18 protein-coding genes are annotated in these 18,851 nt (G+C 64.6%); 5 read left to right on the forward strand and 13 right to left on the reverse strand.

The features are described 5' to 3' along the window. Positions 1 to 25: 25 nt before the first annotated feature. On the reverse strand, positions 26 to 1,651 hold the full coding sequence (cimA, locus tag ABC728_RS23765; RefSeq protein ID WP_416619954.1) for a citramalate synthase: 1,626 nt from the start codon (positions 1,649 to 1,651) through the stop codon (positions 26 to 28). Between the two features lie 172 nt (positions 1,652 to 1,823). Between cimA and lipB the strand changes: the two genes are divergently transcribed. From lipB to ABC728_RS23780, 3 genes are all read left to right on the forward strand, one after another. Further along, positions 1,824 to 2,504: a lipoyl(octanoyl) transferase LipB gene (gene lipB / locus ABC728_RS23770; RefSeq protein ID WP_416619955.1), complete on the forward strand. Its 681-nt coding sequence runs from the start codon at positions 1,824 to 1,826 to the stop codon at positions 2,502 to 2,504. 1 nt (position 2,505) lies between these two features. Then, positions 2,506 to 2,715, forward strand: coding sequence for a hypothetical protein (locus tag ABC728_RS23775; RefSeq protein ID WP_416619956.1), 210 nt, complete (start codon positions 2,506 to 2,508; stop codon positions 2,713 to 2,715). Between the two features lie 87 nt (positions 2,716 to 2,802). Next, complete coding sequence (locus ABC728_RS23780; protein WP_416619957.1) at positions 2,803 to 4,122, forward strand: NAD(P)/FAD-dependent oxidoreductase; 1,320 nt, start codon at positions 2,803 to 2,805, stop codon at positions 4,120 to 4,122. Between the two features lie 54 nt (positions 4,123 to 4,176). On the opposite strand, the gene ABC728_RS23785 is transcribed toward ABC728_RS23780, so the two are convergent. Together ABC728_RS23785 and lipA are read right to left on the reverse strand one after the other, a co-directional pair. Next, a complete protein-coding gene (locus tag ABC728_RS23785; protein WP_416619958.1) occupies positions 4,177 to 4,617 on the reverse strand; it encodes a type II toxin-antitoxin system RatA family toxin in 441 nt (146 codons plus the stop codon). 18 nt (positions 4,618 to 4,635) lie between these two features. Next, positions 4,636 to 5,595, reverse strand: a complete 960-nt coding sequence (lipA, locus tag ABC728_RS23790) for a lipoyl synthase (RefSeq protein ID WP_416619959.1) — start codon at positions 5,593 to 5,595, stop codon at positions 4,636 to 4,638. A gap of 257 nt (positions 5,596 to 5,852) precedes the next feature. On the opposite strand from lipA, the gene ABC728_RS23795 reads away from it, so the two are divergent. Both ABC728_RS23795 and ABC728_RS23800 read left to right on the forward strand, forming a co-directional pair. Beyond that, a complete protein-coding gene (locus ABC728_RS23795) occupies positions 5,853 to 7,679 on the forward strand; it encodes an alpha-amylase family glycosyl hydrolase (RefSeq protein ID WP_416619960.1) in 1,827 nt (608 codons plus the stop codon). A 74-nt stretch (positions 7,680 to 7,753) separates the two neighbouring features. Next, positions 7,754 to 7,936, forward strand: a complete 183-nt coding sequence (locus ABC728_RS23800; RefSeq protein WP_416619961.1) for a hypothetical protein — start codon at positions 7,754 to 7,756, stop codon at positions 7,934 to 7,936. Positions 7,937 to 7,992: 56 nt separating this feature from the next. On the opposite strand, the gene ABC728_RS23805 is transcribed toward ABC728_RS23800, so the two are convergent. The 10 genes from ABC728_RS23805 to kdsA all read right to left on the reverse strand — a co-directional run bounded on the left by ABC728_RS23805 (position 7,993) and on the right by kdsA (position 18,663). After that, the gene (locus ABC728_RS23805; RefSeq protein WP_416619962.1) at positions 7,993 to 8,949 is read right to left on the reverse strand and encodes an endonuclease/exonuclease/phosphatase family protein; all 957 of its coding nucleotides are present in this window, start codon (positions 8,947 to 8,949) and stop codon (positions 7,993 to 7,995) included. A 165-nt stretch (positions 8,950 to 9,114) separates the two neighbouring features. Next, positions 9,115 to 10,515: a dihydrolipoyl dehydrogenase gene (lpdA, locus tag ABC728_RS23810; RefSeq protein ID WP_445376519.1), complete on the reverse strand. Its 1,401-nt coding sequence runs from the start codon at positions 10,513 to 10,515 to the stop codon at positions 9,115 to 9,117. A gap of 22 nt (positions 10,516 to 10,537) precedes the next feature. After that, positions 10,538 to 11,038: a GNAT family N-acetyltransferase gene (locus tag ABC728_RS23815; RefSeq protein ID WP_416619964.1), complete on the reverse strand. Its 501-nt coding sequence runs from the start codon at positions 11,036 to 11,038 to the stop codon at positions 10,538 to 10,540. Between the two features lie 65 nt (positions 11,039 to 11,103). Beyond that, entirely contained in the window at positions 11,104 to 12,471 is a 1,368-nt protein-coding gene (locus ABC728_RS23820) for a pyruvate dehydrogenase complex dihydrolipoamide acetyltransferase (protein ID WP_416619965.1), read from the reverse strand. A 20-nt stretch (positions 12,472 to 12,491) separates the two neighbouring features. Further along, positions 12,492 to 13,883: a pyruvate dehydrogenase complex E1 component subunit beta gene (locus tag ABC728_RS23825; protein ID WP_416619966.1), complete on the reverse strand. Its 1,392-nt coding sequence runs from the start codon at positions 13,881 to 13,883 to the stop codon at positions 12,492 to 12,494. A gap of 22 nt (positions 13,884 to 13,905) precedes the next feature. After that, complete coding sequence (gene pdhA / locus ABC728_RS23830) at positions 13,906 to 14,922, reverse strand: pyruvate dehydrogenase (acetyl-transferring) E1 component subunit alpha (protein ID WP_416619967.1); 1,017 nt, start codon at positions 14,920 to 14,922, stop codon at positions 13,906 to 13,908. A gap of 198 nt (positions 14,923 to 15,120) precedes the next feature. Beyond that, positions 15,121 to 15,462 (reverse strand): FtsB family cell division protein, encoded by a 342-nt coding sequence (locus ABC728_RS23835; protein WP_416619968.1) that lies wholly within the window; start codon positions 15,460 to 15,462, stop codon positions 15,121 to 15,123. 223 nt (positions 15,463 to 15,685) lie between these two features. Continuing rightward, on the reverse strand, positions 15,686 to 16,966 hold the full coding sequence (gene eno, locus ABC728_RS23840; RefSeq protein WP_416619969.1) for a phosphopyruvate hydratase: 1,281 nt from the start codon (positions 16,964 to 16,966) through the stop codon (positions 15,686 to 15,688). A gap of 105 nt (positions 16,967 to 17,071) precedes the next feature. After that, a complete protein-coding gene (locus ABC728_RS23845; protein ID WP_416619970.1) occupies positions 17,072 to 17,716 on the reverse strand; it encodes a lysophospholipid acyltransferase family protein in 645 nt (214 codons plus the stop codon). A gap of 110 nt (positions 17,717 to 17,826) precedes the next feature. Continuing rightward, complete coding sequence (kdsA, locus tag ABC728_RS23850; protein WP_416619971.1) at positions 17,827 to 18,663, reverse strand: 3-deoxy-8-phosphooctulonate synthase; 837 nt, start codon at positions 18,661 to 18,663, stop codon at positions 17,827 to 17,829. Positions 18,664 to 18,851: the final 188 nt, after the last annotated feature.

The following is an 18,851-nucleotide window of genomic DNA, read 5'->3' on the forward strand; positions in this document are numbered from 1 at the left end:
AACGCCTGGCAGGCACGGCCCTGGATCAGGCCGCGACGGGCTTGTCGATAACGGCACCTGACCGGTAGAGGCAATAGGTAATGCTGTCCGACAGGGCATTGAAGCTGGCATCGATGACGTTGGCCGACACGCCGACGGTCGCCCAGCGGTTTCCGTGGCGGTCGGCCGTCTCGATCATCACGCGCGTCACGGCCTTGGTACCATCCTGGGCATTCAGGATGCGGACCTTGTAATCCACCAGCCGCATACCCTCCAGGGCGGGATAGACCGGGATCAGGGCCTTGCGGAGCGCCTGATCCAGCGCGTTCACGGGGCCATTGCCCTCCGCCACCGTCATCACCGATTCCGCGCCGGCCGTGCCCGGCACCTCCACCTTCGTGGTGGCTTCCGACAGGGTCACAAGCTCGCCCCTGGCGTTCCAGCGGCGTTCATCCAGCACGCGGAAGGCGGCCAGACGGAAATAATCCGGCACCTCGCCCAGCGCGCGGCGGGCCAGAAGCTCGAAGCTTGCCTCCGCCCCGTCGAAGGCGTACCCCTCGAACTCCTTCTGCTTCACGATATCGACAAGCTGTCCGACGCGGGCATCCCTGGGATCGACATCCACCCCCACCTCACGCAGGCGGGCCAGGATGTTGGACCGCCCGGCCTGATCGGACACCAGCACATGGCGCCGGTTGCCCACCAGCGACGGGTCGACATGCTCATAAGAACTGGGGTCCTTCTCCACGGCGGAGACATGCAGCCCACCCTTATGGGCGAAGGCGCTTTCACCGACATAGGCGGCATGGCGATTGGGCGTGCGGTTCAGCCGCTCGTCCAGCATGCGGCTGATATGAACCAGCCGGGACAGACCTTCCGGCTTGATCCCGACATCGAAGCCCATCTTCACCGACAGGGTCGGGATCAGCGACAGCAGATTGGCATTGCCACAACGCTCCCCCAGGCCGTTCAGGGTGCCCTGGACCAGCCGCACACCGGCCCGCACGGCCGCGATGGAGTTGGAGACGGCATTTTCCGTGTCATTATGGGTATGGATGCCCAACCGGTCGCCGGGGATGCGGCGGGCCACCTCGGCCACGATGGCTTCCACCTCGTGCGGCAGGGTACCGCCGTTCGTGTCGCACAGCACGACCCAGCGGGCTCCCGCCTCATAGGCGGCCTGGACACAGGAAAGGGCGTATTCCGGATTGGCCTTGTACCCGTCGAAGAAATGTTCGGCATCGAACAGAGGTTCCCGCCCGCGCGCCCTGATCTCCCGGATGCTGTCGGCGATCAGGGACACATTCTCATCCCGCGGGATGGCAAGGGCCACATCGACATGGAAATCCCAGGTCTTGCCGACGATGCAGACGGCGTCGGCCGGGCTGTCCAGCAGGGCGGACAGACCCGGATCGTTGGACGCACTGCGGCCGGGACGCCGCGTCATGCCGAACGCCGTGAAGATGGCGCGACCCAGCTTCGGCGGATCGGCGAAAAAGGCGTCGTCGGTGGGATTGGCGCCCGGCCAGCCGCCTTCAACATAATCGATGCCCAGCGCGTCCAGTTCCTGCGCGATGGCGATCTTGTCGGCCACCGTGAAATCAACGCCAGAGGTCTGCGCACCGTCGCGCAGGGTGGTATCATAGAGATAGACGCGGTTCATTTCGTTCATAATCAGGGGCCAGATAGCAATGACGTTGCCGAATGTGGCGCATCACGCCCTGCGGATCAATGGTCATGCGCGCATGGGGCGGCTGCCATTGCCGGGATTGCCCATTGGTGATGGCGGGAAATTCGCCTAAATAGGCAGCGAGCCTGCCCCCAGCTTCGGAAATTGCCAGATCATGATCGAGTGGCGGATCAGCGACCGGAATGTCGAATATCCCGATGCCCTGTCCTTCATGGAAGCCCGCGTGGCCGATATCCGGGCCGGCATCGCGCCGGAGACGGTCTGGCTGCTGGAACATCCCCCCCTTTACACGGCCGGCACCTCGGCCAGGGCAGGCGACCTGCTGACGCCCATGCGCTTTCCCGTGTTCCAGGCGGGACGCGGCGGGCAATATACCTATCATGGCCCCGGCCAGCGCATCGGCTATGTTATGCTGGACGTGCAGGCCCGCGGCGGCGACCTGCATGATTTCGTCTGGCGGCTGGAGGAATGGCTGATCCGCACCCTGGCCCAGTTCGCCGTGAAGGGTGAACGGCGGTGCGGCCGGGTCGGCGTCTGGGTCGACATGGCCCCCTATGGACAGCCCGGCGTCGAGAACAAGATCGCCGCCATCGGCGTGCGCGTGCGGCGGGGCGTCAGCTTCCATGGTGTATCGCTGAATGTGGAGCCCGACCTGACGCATTTCGGTGGTATCGTGCCCTGCGGCATCCGCGAACATGGCGTCACATCCCTTGCCGCCCTGGGGCATATGGTGAGCATGGTCGAAGTGGATATGGCCATGAGGGCGGCGTTCGAGGAGGTTTTCGCCGCCGATGCGGCGCCGCGAGCGCCCGCCGCCTGCGCGATGGAGGGCTGAGATGGAGCAACGCCGTTCCATCACCGCCCTGGTCCTTTACTTCTTCGGCGCAGCGGCACTGATCGTTTCGCTGTTCATGCTGATCGCGCCGACGCCGGAAACCTACGGACCGGCGCTGGTCGGCCTGCTGCTGGGGGTGCTGCTGCTGGGCGTGGGCCGGGCCTGCCAGCATCTGGCCCGCATCCGCGATTTGATGGAAGGGCGCGGATAACGGCACCATCGGGAAAGGCGCGGGCGGAACCGCCCATGGCCGACGGTGTTTCCTTCAGGCCTGATCCTGCCTGAACGGAGTAAAGCCATGACGCGACGCCCGAAGCACCACGTCATCATCGTCGGCGGCGGCATCGCCGGATTGCTGCTGGCAACCCGGCTGGGCCGGGCCGAACTGGCCGATGTGACCTTGGTGGACAAGGCGCCGTCCCATGTCTGGAAGCCGATGTTGCATACCTTCGCGGCGGGCACGGCCAACGCGCAGCAACGGCGCATCCCCTTCGTGACCCATGGCGCACAAACGGGCTTTCGCTTTCTGCCCGGTGCGCTGGGCGAGATCGATACGGACGCGCAGTCCGTGACGGTACAGCCCTTGCTGAACCCCGCCGGGCAGGTGCTGCTGAGTGAGCGGCAGCACCATTACGACACACTGGTCCTGGCCGCCGGCAGCAAGGCCAATGATTTCGACACGCCCGGCGTCGCCCGCCACTGTCTGTTCATCGATGACCTGACTCAGGCGGAAACATTCAATCAGCGGCTTTACGAGGAACTGCTGCGCATGCTGGACCAAGGCCGCCCGCTGCGCGTCGCCATCGTCGGCGGTGGGGCCACAGGTGTGGAACTGGCGGCGGAAATCGCCCGTCTGCTGGAAGTCGCCCGTTCCTATGGCATCGGTGATCTGCGCCCGCAACTGGACCTGATGCTGCTGGAAAGCGGCCCCCGCATCCTGGCCGCCTTCCCCGAGGAGGTCGCACAGGCCGCAACCCGCCAGTTGCGCCGCATCGGTGTGGAGGTGCGGGAGAATGTCCGTGTGGCCGAGGCGGATGCCGACGGCTTTGCGCTGGAGGACGGATCACGGATCGACGCCACGCTGCGGGTATGGGCCGCCGGCGTGAAGGCGTCGGAAGCCGTGCAGACGGGGAATATGTTCGAGCACAGCCCGACCGGCCAGATCATCGTGCGGCCCACCCTCCAGACCACGGTGCGCGACGATGTGTTCGCGCTGGGCGACTGCGCCAGCCTGACCCCGGCCGGCGCTGAACGCCCCCTGCCGCCTACCGCGCAGGTGGCCAGGCAGCAGGCGCTGCATCTGGCCCGGCAGTTTCCCGCCTTCCTTGACGGCCGGCCCCCGGAACCGTTTCAATTCCAGGATCAGGGCAAGCTGGTGTCGCTGGGCCATTACAATACATTCGGCACCCTGGGCCGCGACGGCCTGTTCAAGGGGGGATTCATCGAAGGCCGGCTGGCACAGTTGGGCCATGCCCTTCTCTATCGGCTGCACCAGATGGAGCTGCATGGTCCCTGGCGGGCCGCCTCGCTCTGGCTGTCCGATGCATTCGCGGCACCCGTGCGTCCGCGCATCCGGGTGGAGCAGGAAGCCGACACGATCATGCCCAGCCGGCATTGAGCGGAGGGTGAGCCGGACCAGACCGGACGCAAGCGTCGATGCCGGCCGCCGCTTTCAGTCCCTGGCGCCGTAAAGCTGCTTGGCCCGGGTCTCAAACGCGGCCACCATGCGCTTCACGGCTTCGTTGAACAGGGCGCCGATGATGGTCTGCAGCACCTTGTTCCTGAATTCGAAATCCACATAGAAATCAACGACGCAGCCGTCCGGATGCGGTTCGAAGACCCAATGGTTGTTCAGGTAGTGGAACGGCCCCTCGGCATATTCCACATCGATGCGCAGGAGATCGGGGTTCAGCGTCACCTTGGAGGTGAAGCGCTCACGAACCATCTTGAACCCGATCACAAGATCGGCCCAGATGACATTGTCCTGCCGTTTGCGCACGCGGCAGGCCACGGCCCAGGGCAGGAATTCGGGATAGCGCTCCACATCGGCGACAAGCGCGTAGAGCTGCTCCGGCGTGTGCGGCAGGATGCGCCGCTCGGCATGCGTCGGCATCGGTGGGTCAGGACCGCGTCATTCGGCGGCCGGACGGGCACCGGCCAGCTTGGCCTCCCGCGCAGCGCGCAATTTACGGAAATCGTCCCCGGCATGATAGGAACTGCGGGTCAGCGGGCTGCTGGACACCATCAGGAAGCCCTTGCCGCGCGCCATGGTGGCATAGCTGGCGAACTCGTCAGGTGTCACGAACCGGTCCACCGGGGCATGCTTGGGCGTGGGCGCCAGATACTGGCCGATGGTCAGGAAATCCACGTCAGCGGCGCGCAGATCATCCATCACCTGCCCCACCTCGTCCTTCGTTTCGCCCAGGCCGACCATGATGCCGGACTTTGTGAAGATGGTCGGGTCCACCTCCTTCACCCTTTGCAGCAAGGCCAGCGAGGTGAAATAACGCGCACCGGGGCGGATGGTCGGATAAAGGCGCGGCACGGTTTCCAGATTGTGGTTGAACACATCCGGCCGCGCCTGCGCCACCAGTTCAATGGCGCCGGGCTTGCGCATGAAATCGGGCGTCAGAATCTCGATCGTGGTGCGCGGGGCCGTCTGGCGGATGGCGCGGATGGTGCGGGCGAAATGCTCCGCACCGCCATCGGGCAGGTCGTCGCGATCGACCGAAGTGATGACGACATGCTCCAGGTCAAGCCCGCCCACGGCATCGGCCACCTTCTCCGGCTCGTGCGGGTCCAGCGACAGCGGCTTGCCCGTGGCCACGTTGCAGAAGGCACAGGCACGGGTGCAGATGGCGCCCAGGATCATGAAGGTGGCGTGCTTCTTCTTCCAGCATTCGCCGATATTGGGGCAGGCCGCCTCCTCGCACACGGTATGCAGCTTCAGCCCGCGCATCAGGTCGCGCGTTTCGGCATATTCGCGGCTGGTCGGTGCCTTGACGCGCAGCCATTCAGGCTTGCGCAGGATCGGATTGTCCGGGCGCTTGGCCTTTTCCGGATGGCGGACGCGGGTGTCTTCGATCGTCATGGGCCTGACCTTGGGATTGCCTGCCCCCCGAACATAAGACGCCCTTGGCCCTGAACCAAGCGCGGCGTGTCGCCACCCTCCCCCGCTTGGCCTGCAAGGCGGACGATTGTAACGAAATTACCGATTTGCACCGCGACACATACGAATTCAGTCCAAGCCGGGGCGATGCCGGCTTGACGGGCGGTGTCCCCGACACCAACCATGGGGGCGGCAGGACCGGCCCGATAAGGCCGGCGAGAAACTGGGAGAGAAACCGCATGACATACGGAACCCGCCGTTCCGCCGCGATTGCCGCGGCGGCCCTGATGCTGCACGCCCTGCCCATGCCGGGCCTGGCCGATCCGGCCCCGCCGGCCCAGCGCGTACCGGAAGATGAAATCATCTATCTGATCATGCCGGACCGGTTCGAGAATGGCGACCCGTCCAATGATCGCGGCGGGCTGACCGGCGGCCCCGACGTGACGGGCTATGACCCGACCCATAAGGGTTTCTACCATGGCGGCGACCTGCAGGGGGTCATCCAGCGGCTGGATTATATCCGTGATCTGGGCGTGACGGCGATCTGGCTGACGCCCGTATTCAAGAACAAGCCCGTGCAGGGGCTGGGCGATGCGCAATCGGCCGGTTATCACGGCTATTGGGCGCTGGATTTCCTGGATATCGATCCGCATCTGGGCACCAAGGCCGATTACAAGGCATTCGTCGATGCCGCCCGCGCCAAGGGTTTCAAGATCTATCTGGACATCGTCGTCAACCATACCGCCGACGTCATCAGCTATCGTGAATGTCCGGACACCGGCTGCGCCTACCGCGACCATGCGGAATTCCCCTACAGCCGGCGGGGCGGGCTGGCGGGCGCGCCGATCAATGACGGGTTCACGGGTGTGGGGGCCGGTGGCCAGTCGGCAGCGAATTTCGCCCGTCTGACACGCATGGACTACGCCTACACCCCCTTCGTGCCGGAGGCGGAGAAGAATGCCAAGAACCCGGCCTGGCTCAACGATATCGCCTATTACCACAATCGCGGCGAAAGCACTTTCAAGGGTGAGAGTTCGCTGTTCGGCGATTTCGCGGGCCTGGATGATGTGATGACCGAACATCCCCGCGTCGTACAGGGTTTCATCGACATCTATGGCCAGTGGATCGACGAGTTCGCCATCGATGGTTTCCGGATCGACACGGCCCGCCATGTGAACCCGGAATTCTGGCAGGCCTTCATCCCCGCCATGCAGGCGCGGGCCGCGGCACGCGGCATAAAGGATTTCCACATTTTCGGCGAGGTGATGGAATTCGACCCCGGTGAACTGGCGCGCTTCACCCATGTGGATGGGCTGCCGTCCGTGAATGACTTCGCCTTGCAGAAGGCCATTGCCGACGTTGTGGCCAAGGGCGCGCCGACGGAGCAACTGGCGCAGGTGTTCCGGGGCGACGCGCTTTACAAGGAAGGCGAGGCGACAGCCCGGCAGTTGGTGACACTGATCGGCAACCATGACGTGCTGCGTCTTGGCCGCACGCTGCGCAGCGCCAACCCCGATGCATCGGAAGCCGAACTGCTGAACCGGACCATCCTGGCCAATGCCATGCTGCTGCATAGCCGCGGCGTGCCTGCCCTTTACTACGGTGACGAACAGGGCTTCACCGGGGAGGGCGAGGGTGACCAGCCCTCGCGGGAGGACATGTTCCCCAGCCGGGTGGACAGCTACAACGACAACCGGCTGATCGGATCGACCGGCAGCACGGCCGTATCGAATTTCGACAGACAGCACCCGCTGTACCAAGCCATCGCCGCGATGGCGCGCACCAGGCATGCCGATCCCGCCCTGCGCCGGGGCGATCAGGTCACCCGCATTGCAACGGAAAAGGGGCCGGGCCTGTTCGGCTTCTCCCGCCTGCTGGAAGGGTCCGGGGAAACGCTGGTCGTGTTCAACAGCGCCAAGGAACCGCTGTCGGCCACCTTGCAGGTGGAAACGGCGTCGATGGACTGGAAGGCGCTTCATGGAGAATGCGCGCCTCGCAGTGCGGCCCCCGGAAGCTATCGCGTCACCGTACCGGCACTGGGTTATCTGGTCTGCAAGGCCCGATGAGCCCGGCGCGATTGGGGTTTGCCACAGCCGGGCAACCGCGATAGATCAGCGGGGAACATTTCTGGCGGGGCGGCATGATGCGGCGGACACGGTGGCGGTTTCTGTTTCTGTCCTGCATGGCTGCCGGCCTGCTGGGCGGATGCTCCGTCGTGACGACGACGGCATCGGCTGTGGGGACGGTCGCGGGGGCCACTGTCGACGTGGCAGCGACGGCCGTATCCACCACCGCGGACATCGTCACCGCCCCCCTGCCCTGAACCCCCTGCCTGATCCCCCTGCCCTGGCCAGGGCAGGGGTGGGGTGAAGCCGGCTGTCAATCGCTGCGGGTGCCCGCATCGGCGGCCGGCAGCGTGAACCGGACCAGCACCGGGCGGTGATCGGACCCGACATCGCGCAGGACCAGCACCTGCCCGCCCGCCCCGATCCCCGATCCGCCCAGAACATGGTCGATCGGGATACCGAACGGCAGGAGCCAGCCGCTGGGCCAGGTCGGCCCCGTGACTGACAGCCGGACCAAACCCGCGTCGCGCATGATGCGGCGCATCAGCGGGGACCAGGGGGCCGCGTTGAAATCACCCGCCAGCAGGACGGGCGGCGGCATCTCCCGCAACCGGTCCAGCAGCCAATCCACCTGCGCCTCCTGCACCGGCCGGTCAAAGGGGCGGGAAAGGTGGGCCGTGACCAGGGTGAACGGCCCTTCCGGCCGTTCCACCCTGACGGCCAGGAAGCTGGGCCGTGTCGGCGCATCGTGCCAGGGGCTGGTGGTCACGCCGATCTGTCGCAGGGGCCAGCGGGACAGAACATTGTTGCCGCAGTCGGATATGCCGCAATCCGCGTGGTAGGGCAGGATTTCGGCAAGCTGGACCGCCCAGGCATAGGCCTGATGGTGGTAATGGCGCTCCAGCACGACAGCCAGATCCGGCCGCCGTTCGCGCACCAGCGCCGCCCAGGCGTCCATCGACGGGTTCTGGTTCCAGACATTGGTGTGCAGCAACGTGACGGATGCTCCCTGCCCGGCCGCCGGTGAAAGCCATGTCGGGAACACCAGGGCAGCATTGACCAGCACCGACAAACCCAGCGGGACCAGCAACAGCCAGCGGCGCGCCGTCATCGTCACGACCAGAAGCGGCAGGGCAAGCCATAACAGGCCGATCCGCAGATGATCCGGCACGCCCCAGCCACCGGGCACCCAGCGCAAAAGGCTGCATGCCAGCAGCAGCAAGATGCTGGCCCGGAGCAGCAGCAGGCAAGCGCGGGTGAACCCGGTCATGCGTGCGGCCGCCCGGCGGCCGGCACCGATATCCAAGCAGGCATCACGGAACCGCACGCCCTCTTCCGCCATCTGAAAAGCAACAGGGGCGGTCCTGCGACCGCCCCTGTCAATAAAACCATCCAGCACCGCAAAGCTCAACGCCGCTTGCGAGCTGGCGAGCCATCAATAATGGATGGCGCGGCCATAGGCGGCCAGTACCAATTCATGCATCATTTCCGACAGAGTCGGGTGCGGGAAGACGGTATGCATGAATTCCGCTTCCGTCAGTTCCGCCGTCTTGCCGATCGTGTAGCCCTGGATCAGTTCGGTCACTTCCGCGCCGATCATGTGTGCGCCCAGCAATTCGCCGGTCTTGGCATCGAACACGGTCTTGACCAGGCCCTCCGGCTCACCCAGCGCGATGGCCTTGCCATTGCCGATGAAGGGGAAGCGGCCCACCTTCACCTCATGCCCGGCGGCCTTGGCCCTGGCCTCCGTCAGGCCGACCGAGGCCACCTGCGGGAAGGAATAGGTGCAGCCGGGGATGTTGGTCTTGTCCATCGGATGGACATCCTCCAGGCCGGCGATCTTCTCCACGCAGATGATACCCTCGTGGCTGGCCTTGTGCGCCAGCCAGGGGGCACCGGCCACGTCGCCGATGGCATAGACGCCCGGCTCGTCGGTACGACCATAACCGTCATTGACGATGTGGCCGCGATCCAGCTTGACCTTGGTATTCTCCAGGCCCAACCCCTCGGTATTGGCGACGATGCCGACGGCGGAGATGATGCGGTCGACCGTGACCGTCTCCACCTTGCCCGCAACCTCGATATGGGCCGTGACGCTGTCGGCCTTGCGGTCCAGCTTCACGACCTTGGCGCCGGTCTTGATCTTGATGCCCTGCTTGGTGAAGGCCTTGGCGGCGAAGGCGCTGATTTCCTCGTCTTCCACCGGCAGGATGCGGTCCACCACCTCCACCAGGGTCACGTCAACGCCCATGGAATTGTAGAAGCAGGCGAACTCCACGCCGATGGCGCCGGTGCCGATGACCAGCATGCTCTTCGGCGTGGCCGCCGGCACCATGGCCTCCTTGTAGGTCCAGACCAGCTTGCCGTCCGGTTCCAGCCCCGGCAGCACGCGGGCACGGGCACCGGTGGCGATGATGATGTGCTTGGCGGCAGCGTCGGTCACCTTGCCATCCTTGGCGGTGACGGCGACCTTGCCCTTGCCCAGCAGCTTGGCCGAACCGTCCAGCACGGTGACCTTGTTCTTCTTCAGCAGGCCTTTCACGCCGGCCGAAAGCTGGTTGGCAACACCGCGTGACCGCTTGACGATGGCTTCCACGTCCAGCGTCACCTTGCCCTCGACCTTGATGCCATAGGCCTGTGAATGCTGGATGTAATGCGCGATCTCGGCGGAGCGCAGCAGTGCCTTGGTCGGGATGCAGCCCCAGTTGAGGCAGATGCCGCCCAGATGCTCACGCTCCACCACCGCGGTCTTCAGGCCCAACTGGGCAGCGCGGATGGCGGCGACATAACCGCCGGGGCCGGCGCCGATGACGATGAGGTCGAAATTCTCGGCCATGATCTGTCGCTTTCCTTCGTTGTCAGGGTGCCTGGCCGGCCAGACGAAGCAACGCCTCGCCCGTCACCCGCTGCACCGTCCATTCATCCATCGGCACGGCCCCGATCCCCTGATAGAAATCGATGGCCGGCTCGTTCCAATCCAGCACCCACCATTCAAGGCGGCCCAGCCCCTCGTCCACGACGCGCCGCGCCAGATGGCGGAACACCATGCCGCCCAGGCCCCTGCCCCGGAATTGCGGGGCCACATAGACATCCTCGATCCAGATGCCGTGCCGTCCCAGGAAGGTGGAGAAATTGTAAAACCACAGGGCAAAGCCCGCCGGGATGCCACCCACTTCGATGATCAGCGCGAAGGCACGGGGATTGTCACCGAACAACGCCGCACCGAAATCCGCCTCCGTCGCCACGACCTGGTCTGCCAGCTTCTCATAGTCGGCCAGGTCGCGGACGAAGCGGAAGATGGTGGCCAGGTCTGCGGGGGTGGCGTCACGCAGACAGGGCCTTTCGTGTTCTTCAACCACATTGCCCCCTGAAAAGCCGGACGAGGGCAGCGTTGTCAAAACCCTGCCCTCGTCCGGACGTCACGTCACAGCATCAGCGTGATCGGGTCCTCGATCAGGCCCTTCAGCAGCTTCAGGAACTCCGCCCCCACGGCACCATCGACCGAACGGTGGTCAACAGTCAGGGTCAGGGACATGACGGTGGCAACCGCCAGGGCGTCACCCTTGACCACGGGGCGCTTCTCACCCGCACCGACCGACAGGATGCAGCTCTGCGGCGGGTTGATGATGGAGGTGAAGCTCTTGATGCCGAACATGCCCAGGTTGGACACGCTGAACGTGCCACCCTGGAACTCTTCCGGCTTCAGCTTGCCTTCCTTGGCCTTCCTGGCCAGTTCCTTGACCTCGGCAGAGATGGTTGCCAGACCCTTGCGGTCGGCATTCTTCACGATGGGCGTAATCAGGCCGCCATCGGTGGAAACGGCGACGGAAACGTCGACATTCTCGTACTGAAGGATGCCATCCTCGTGCCACGACACGTTCGCCGCCGGGAAGCGGGCCAGCGCGATGGCCACTGCCTTCACCACGAAATCATTGACGGAGATTTTCTCCCCCGACTTCTGGTTCAGTTCGGCGCGCAGTTTCAGCAGATTGTCGATCTCGCAATCGACGGCCAGACCGAAATGCGGGATGGTCTGCCAAGCTTCGGTCAGGCGCTTGGCGATGGTCTTGCGCATGCCGCTGTTGGGCAGGACCTTGTACTTCATGCCCAGCTTGTCGGCGAGCGCCTTGGCGTCCACACCCTTGGGCGCGCCAGCCGGAGAGGCGGCGGCCGGCGCGGTGGCCGGGGCCGGAGAGGCGGCAGCCGGCGCGGCATCCGCCTTCTTCGGGGCCGTCCCCTTGGACAGGGCCGCCTCGATATCGCTTTTCACGATGCGGCCATGCGGGCCGGAACCGGCCACGCCCGACAGGTCCAGCCCGGCCTGGGCCGCCATGCGGCGGGCCAGCGGGCTGGCGAACACGCGGTCGTCGGACCCCGTGGATGCGGCCTCGTCCTTGCGGACCTGCGGGGCGGCTGCCTCCTGCTGGGCGGGCGCTGCCGCCTTACCGGCATCGTCCTTGGCCGCCCCTTGCTTGGAAGCCTCTTCCTTGGGCGCCTCCCCCCTGGCGGTCGCGGCCTTGGGTGCCGCGTCCAGCGCGGCTGCGTCCTCGCCTTCCTCCAGGATGACGGCGATGCGGGTATTCACCGCCACACCCTCGGTCCCTTCAGCCACCAGGATCTTGCCCAGCGTGCCCTCGTCCACGGCCTCCACCTCCATGGTGGCCTTGTCGGTCTCGATCTCGGCCAGCACATCGCCGGCCTTGACCTGATCACCTTCCTTCTTCACCCACTTGGCCAGCTTGCCTTCCGTCATGGTCGGCGACAGGGCCGGCATCAGGATATCAACGGGCATCTCTCTAGCCTCCCTCTGCCTTATTTGCGGTAGGTGACGGATTTGGCGGCGGCCACGATGTCGTGGGGCTGCGGCAGCGCCAGCTTTTCAAGGTTGGCCGCATAGGGCAGCGGCACATCCTTGGCGCAGACGCGGACCACCGGCGCATCCAGATAATCAAACGCATGTTCCATCATCACCGCCGCGATCTCCGAACCGATGCCGGCAAACGGCCAGCTCTCCTCCACGGAGACCAGGCGGTTCGTCTTCTTGACGCTTTCGACGATGGTGTCGACATCCAGCGGACGGATGGTGCGCAGGTTGATGACCTCCGCCTCGATCCCGTCCTCGGCCAGCTTTTCGGCTGCGGCCAGCGCATGGCCGACGCAGATCGAATAGGCGACGATGGTCACGTCGGCACCGGCGCGCTCCACCTTCGCCTTGCCGATGGGCAGGATGAAGTCGGGGTCGGTCGGCACTTCGAAGCTCTGCCCGTACATGATCTCGTTCTCAAGGAACACGACCGGGTTCGGGTCACGGATGGCGGCGCGCAGCAATCCCTTGGCGTCGGCGGCGCTGTAAGGGGCCAGCACCTTCAGGCCGGGAACATGCGCATACCACGAGGCATAGCACTGGCTGTGCTGGGCACCGACGCGGGCGGCGGCACCGTTGGGACCGCGGAACACGATGGGGCAGCCCATCTGGCCGCCGGACATGTACAGCGTCTTGGCAGCCGAATTGATGATATGGTCGATGGCCTGCATCGAGAAGTTCATGGTCATGAACTCCACGATGGGCCGCAGGCCGCCGAACGCGGCACCCACGCCCAGACCGGCGAAGCCATGTTCGGTGATCGGCGTGTCGATGACGCGCTTGGCGCCGAATTCCTGCAGCAACCCCTGGCTGATCTTGTAGGCGCCCTGGTATTCGCCTACTTCCTCACCCATCAGGAAAACCGTCTCGTCACCGCGCATTTCCTCGGCCATGGCGTCGCGCAGGGCTTCGCGCACCGTCATGGTCTGCGTGGACTTGAACCATTTATCTTCATCCGACGCGGCCGGTGCCGGGCTTTCCTTCTTCTTCGGCGCGGCGTCCACCGCGGCGGGGGCGGAAGCGGCCGGCGCCTCCTCCTTCACCGCTGCCGGCGGCGGCGGCGGGGAGGCCGGGGATGCAGCGGCCGATGCATCCTCCCCCTCTTCCGCGATGGTCGCGATGGGGGTGTTCACGGCGACATTTTCCGTGCCCTCCTCCACCAGCAGCGCCGTGATGGTGCCTTCATCGACCGCCTCGACCTCCATGGTCGCCTTGTCGGTCTCGATCTCGGCAAGCACGTCACCGCTTTTCACGGCGTCGCCCACCTTCTTCAGCCACTTGGCCAGCTTGCCTTCCGTCATGGTCGGCGACAGGGCCGGCATCAGGACCTGTACGGGCATGTCATTATCCTCCGCTGCTGGCTCAGGCTTCCACGAGTACGTCCGTCCACAGCTCGGACGGATCGGGCTCGGGGCTGGTGGTGGCGAAATCGGCCGCCTCGGTGACAATATCCTTCACCTCGCGGTCGATGACCTTCAGGGCGTCCTCGTCGGTGATGCCCTTGTCCAGCAGCAGCTTCTTCAGATTGTCGATCGGGTCACTTTCCGACCGCATCTTGTTGACCTCTTCCTTGGTGCGGTACTTGGCGGGGTCCGACATGGAATGGCCGCGATAGCGGTAGGTCTTCATCTCCAGGATGACGGGGCCGTTGCCTTCGCGGATATGGGCGATGGCCTTGTCGGCCGCCTCCTTCACCTCCAGCACGTCCATGCCGTTCACCTGATAGCCGGGGATGCCATAAGCGCTGCCGCGCTCATACAGCTCACCGGCCGAAGCGCGGGCCTGGGCCGTACCCATGGCGTACTTGTTGTTCTCGATCACGAACAGGGTCGGCAGCTTCCAGAGTGCTGCCATGTTGAAGGTCTCGTAAACCTGACCCTGGTTGATCGCGCCGTCACCCATATAGCAGGCATTCAGGCCGCCATCGTTCAGATACTTGTGGGCAAAGCCCAGGCCGGCCCCGATCGGCACCTGCGCCGCGACGATGCCATGGCCGCCATAGAACTTCTTCTCGCGGCTGAACATGTGCATGGAGCCGCCCTTGCCCTTGGAATATCCGCCGGCCCGGCCCGTCAATTCGGCCATCACGCCCTTGGCATCCATGCCGCAGGCCAGCATGTGGCCATGGTCACGATAGCTGGTGATGACACTGTCGGTTTCCCGCATCGCGGCCTGGATGCCGACCACGACGGCTTCCTGCCCGATATAAAGGTGGCAGAAGCCACCGATCAGGCCCATGCCGTACATCTGCCCGGCCTTCTCCTCGAAGCGGCGGATCAGCAGCATGTCGCGGTAATAGCGGATAAGCTCGTCCTTGCCCGGCAGCGCCGGGGCCTTCGGGGCCGTGCTACGGGTGGTGCGGCGCTTGGTGACTGCCACTGGCTCCTCCCAAGGAAATGGGGATGCGATAGGTCCATCGCTGTGCGATGCGATAAAGAGGTATCGCCCCACGCCGACCTTGGCAAGCGGTGTGCAGTGCAAAAGATTGTTTTACTTGAGAAAATCAGCCTTAACTCATTTTAGGCTAATCGTCGCCATTTCAGGCACTTACCGACCTTGGTCGGGGCTGACCTGCGTTCACTGCGGGGCAGCACGTCGCGGGAGGAGGATGATCAGGTCGTCCGGGTGCGATTGGTTCAGCACGGCACGGGCGCGCTCATCCAGCAGGTCCGGGTCCAGGCTGTCGGGGCGCAGCAGGCGGGTCCGGCGCTCCAGCTCCTCCCGTTCCGCGCGCACCTGATCCAGTGTGGATTGGGCGCGGGCCACTTCACTTTGCAGATGCGTCAATGCCACCAGGCCACGATCGCCATGCACGGTGTGATAGGCGAAGTAGGCCACGACGGAGACGCCGATCACCGGACCGACAATCTGTCGGACAGCACGTCCCAGCGCAGAGCGAAGTGTATAGAGCATCATCATGATGAAGGGATGGAATCACAGCGCGAGTCGCGCGGTCAACGGGAAAAGGAGCGCCAGCCGCGAAAACCCCTTAAAATCAGGCAAATATGACCGAAAGGAGGAGACGGCACCAACCCATTGGGCTGGGCCGGGATAGACCACCCGGCAGGCTGTTCTCCGATCGTCGGAAAAAAAGGGGCGGCCCCGACGGGACCGCCCCTTCACATCGGCTGTAATGGCAGGATCAGCCGCGCTTCAACGCATCGCGGCCGGGATAGACGGCGGCACCGCCCAGGCCTTCCTCGATACGGATCAACTGGTTGTACTTGGCGATCCGGTCGGAGCGGGACAGCGAGCCGGTCTTGATCTGTCCGCAATTGGTGGCCACCGCCAGATCAGCGATGGTGCTGTCCTCGGTCTCGCCCGAACGGTGCGACAGGACGGCCGTATAGCCGGCATTCTGTGCGATGCGGACGGCTTCCAGGGTTTCCGTCAGGGTACCGATCTGGTTGACCTTCACCAGGATGGAATTACCCACGCCCTGCTTGATCCCATCGGTCAGACGGGCCGGGTTGGTAACGAAAAGATCGTCGCCAACCAACTGCACCTTGGACCCGATCGTATCGGTCAGCAGCTTCCAGCCATCCCAATCATCCTCGGCCATGCCGTCCTCGATGGAGACGATCGGATATTTGGCAACCAGATCAGCCCAATAGGCGACCATCTCGGCCGGGGTCAGGCTCTTGCCCTCGCCTTCCAGCTCATACTTGCCGCCCTTGAAGAACTCGGTGGAGGCGGCGTCCAGCGCCAGCAGCACATTCTCGCCTGCCTTGTAGCCGGCATCGTCGATGGCGGCCACGATGAAGTCCAGCGCCTCGGTGGCCGATGACAGGTTGGGGGCGAAGCCGCCCTCGTCGCCCACGGCAGTATTGTGCCCGGCAGCCTTCAGCTTCTTCTTCAGGGCGTGGAAAATCTCGGCCCCGACGCGAATGGCATCGGTCGCCGTCTCCGCCCCCACGGGCATGATCATGAATTCCTGGATGTCGATCGGATTATCGGCATGCGCACCGCCATTGATGATGTTCATCATCGGCACCGGCAGGATCCGGGCATTGGCACCGCCGATATAGCGGTAGAGCGGCAGGTCCAATTCGTCGGCGGAGGCCTTGGCAACGGCCATCGATACGCCCAGGATGGCATTGGCCCCCAGACGCGCCTTGTTCGGCGTGCCGTCCAGGTCGATCATGGCCTGATCGATGGCGACCTGGTCGGTCGATTCCAGACCCGACAGCGTGTCGAAGATTTCGCCGTTCACCGCTTCCACGGCCTTCAGCACGCCCTTGCCCAAATAGCGGCTCTTGTCGCCATCGCGCAGTTCGACCGCCTCATGCGCACCCGTGGACGCACCCGAGGGAACAGCAGCACGACCGAGGGCGCCGGATTCCAGGCGAACCTCCACCTCAACGGTCGGGTTGCCACGGCTGTCCAGAATTTCGCGTGCGTGGATGTCGATGATGGCGGACATGGGCCTTAATCTCCTCGGCAAGGATCGCGTTAACCCTTTTCAGGGGCATGAGCACGGGATGAAGGGGATAACGCCGACCGTCACCGGCGACAAGGGACAGTTCCGCTACCCCGCCGTGCCGGACGGGCCGGCATTGCCCGGCTGGCGCGGGACGATGGCATCAGGCAGACGGCGCTTTGCCCCCTGCACACCTGCATAGAAGGCGGAAAGCAAGGCGAAATCGGCCGCCATGTCATCGCTGGGCCACCATGGCGCGCCGATCCGGATCGTGCGCGACGCATAATCCAGCGCGACAGGTATGATCGGGACGCCGGCCTGTCGCGCAATATGCCAAAAGCCTGTCTTCCAGCCGGCATCCGGCGCCGGGTTGCGTGTACCCTCCGGCGCGATGCCGATGACGGTCTGCGCATTGTCGCGGATGGCCGCCACGCAGTCGCCCACCACACCGTTCGGGGACCGCCTGTCCACCGGCAGCACATCGCACCAGCGCATGATGGGACCCAGGGGTCCCTTGAACAGCGTGTGCTTGCCCAGGATGCGGATACGCACATCCAACGCCAGGACGGCCGCCATGGCGATGATGAAATCATAATTGGAACTGTGCGGGGCACCGATGGTCACGAAACGCGGCAGATCGGGATATTCCCCCTCGATCCGCCAGCCCATCAGCCGCAGCCCCACCCGTCCCACGGCGCGGGAGATTGGCCCGCCCCGCCGCGGCACACGGGCGCCGGGCACCGGAATGGACATGGATGCTTCCTTCACTTTTTCGGGGATTACCCCGTTGGTTATAATCCGATGGTGCGGGAAGCAGGAAGCCTTGTCAAACCGGGGCCGCCGGCGAGGGCCGGCCGATGCAGCTAGACGCGAACGGGATCGGCTTTGGCGATGCGGTCCAGCGCCAGCATCGTGGTCAGAACACCTTCCATTTGATCCAGCGGCACCATGTTGGGCCCGTCGCTGGGTGCGCAGTCCGGATTCTCGTGTGTCTCCATGAAGACGGCGGCGACACCGATGGCAACAGCCGCGCGCGCCAGTACGGGCACGAACTCCCGCTGTCCGCCGCTGCTCGTCCCCTGCCCGCCCGGCTGCTGCACCGAATGGGTGGCGTCATAGACCACGGGATATCCCGTCTGCGCCATGATCGGCAGGGACCGCATGTCGCTGACCAGGGTATTATAGCCGAAGCTGGCGCCCCGCTCGCACAACAGGATGTTGTGGTTGCCGGTCGATGCGATCTTGGCCGCCACGTTCTTCATGTCCCAGGGCGCCAGGAACTGGCCCTTCTTGACATTGATGGCCTTGCCCGTCTCTCCCGCAGCCAGCAGCAGGTCGGTCTGGCGGCACAGGAAAGCGGGGATCTGCAGCACGTCCACCACCTCTGCCACGGGCCCGCACTGTTCGGCCGCATGGATGTCGGTCAGCACAGGACAGCCGAAAGTCTCCCGGATATCGGCCAGGATCGGCAAAGACTTGTCCATGCCCAGGCCGCGCTGCGCCGACACCGAAGTGCGGTTGGCCTTGTCGAAGCTGGTCTTATAGATCAGGCCAATACCCAGCCTGCGCGTCAGTTCCGACAGCGCCCCCGCCATGGTGAAAGCATGGTCGCGGCTTTCCAACTGGCACGGGCCCGCAATCAGGACGAAGGGCTTGTCATTGGCGATCGCCAGGGAGCCGACGGTAACGGTGCGGGTCACTTTTCCTGATCTTTCCTGTTGCTCTCTAAACGACCGAAATAGAAACCCAGAACAAGCGTTACAAGGGGGAGAATCTCCACCTTCACGAAATCGATCATTTCCCGGACAAGGCTGGTGTTATCGATGGAACAGCGGATTGCTGTCCCCCGAGCCAACTTGCGATGAGTTCACTCATCGCAAGTTGGTAT

This window comes from Niveispirillum fermenti (genome assembly GCF_052474395.1).

What these genes read in the sequence shown, in the direction of transcription:
- lipA (WP_416619959.1), bottom strand. Translation starts at nt 5,595, where the DNA reads ATGACGATCGAAGACACCCGCGTCCGCCATCCGGAAAAGGCCAAGCGC.
- lpdA (WP_445376519.1), bottom strand. Translation starts at nt 10,515, where the DNA reads ATGGCCGAGAATTTCGACCTCATCGTCATCGGCGCCGGCCCCGGCGGT.
- ABC728_RS23820 (WP_416619965.1), bottom strand. Translation starts at nt 12,471, where the DNA reads ATGCCCGTTGATATCCTGATGCCGGCCCTGTCGCCGACCATGACGGAA.
- ABC728_RS23795 (WP_416619960.1), top strand. Translation starts at nt 5,853, where the DNA reads ATGACATACGGAACCCGCCGTTCCGCCGCGATTGCCGCGGCGGCCCTG.
- ABC728_RS23780 (WP_416619957.1), top strand. Translation starts at nt 2,803, where the DNA reads ATGACGCGACGCCCGAAGCACCACGTCATCATCGTCGGCGGCGGCATC.
- eno (WP_416619969.1), bottom strand. Translation starts at nt 16,966, where the DNA reads ATGTCCGCCATCATCGACATCCACGCACGCGAAATTCTGGACAGCCGT.
- ABC728_RS23775 (WP_416619956.1), top strand. Translation starts at nt 2,506, where the DNA reads ATGGAGCAACGCCGTTCCATCACCGCCCTGGTCCTTTACTTCTTCGGC.
- ABC728_RS23845 (WP_416619970.1), bottom strand. Translation starts at nt 17,716, where the DNA reads ATGTCCATTCCGGTGCCCGGCGCCCGTGTGCCGCGGCGGGGCGGGCCA.
- ABC728_RS23825 (WP_416619966.1), bottom strand. Translation starts at nt 13,883, where the DNA reads ATGCCCGTACAGGTCCTGATGCCGGCCCTGTCGCCGACCATGACGGAA.
- ABC728_RS23785 (WP_416619958.1), bottom strand. Translation starts at nt 4,617, where the DNA reads ATGCCGACGCATGCCGAGCGGCGCATCCTGCCGCACACGCCGGAGCAG.
- ABC728_RS23835 (WP_416619968.1), bottom strand. Translation starts at nt 15,462, where the DNA reads ATGATGATGCTCTATACACTTCGCTCTGCGCTGGGACGTGCTGTCCGA.
- ABC728_RS23805 (WP_416619962.1), bottom strand. Translation starts at nt 8,949, where the DNA reads ATGACCGGGTTCACCCGCGCTTGCCTGCTGCTGCTCCGGGCCAGCATC.
- cimA (WP_416619954.1), bottom strand. Translation starts at nt 1,651, where the DNA reads ATGAACGAAATGAACCGCGTCTATCTCTATGATACCACCCTGCGCGAC.
- lipB (WP_416619955.1), top strand. Translation starts at nt 1,824, where the DNA reads ATGATCGAGTGGCGGATCAGCGACCGGAATGTCGAATATCCCGATGCC.
- ABC728_RS23800 (WP_416619961.1), top strand. Translation starts at nt 7,754, where the DNA reads ATGATGCGGCGGACACGGTGGCGGTTTCTGTTTCTGTCCTGCATGGCT.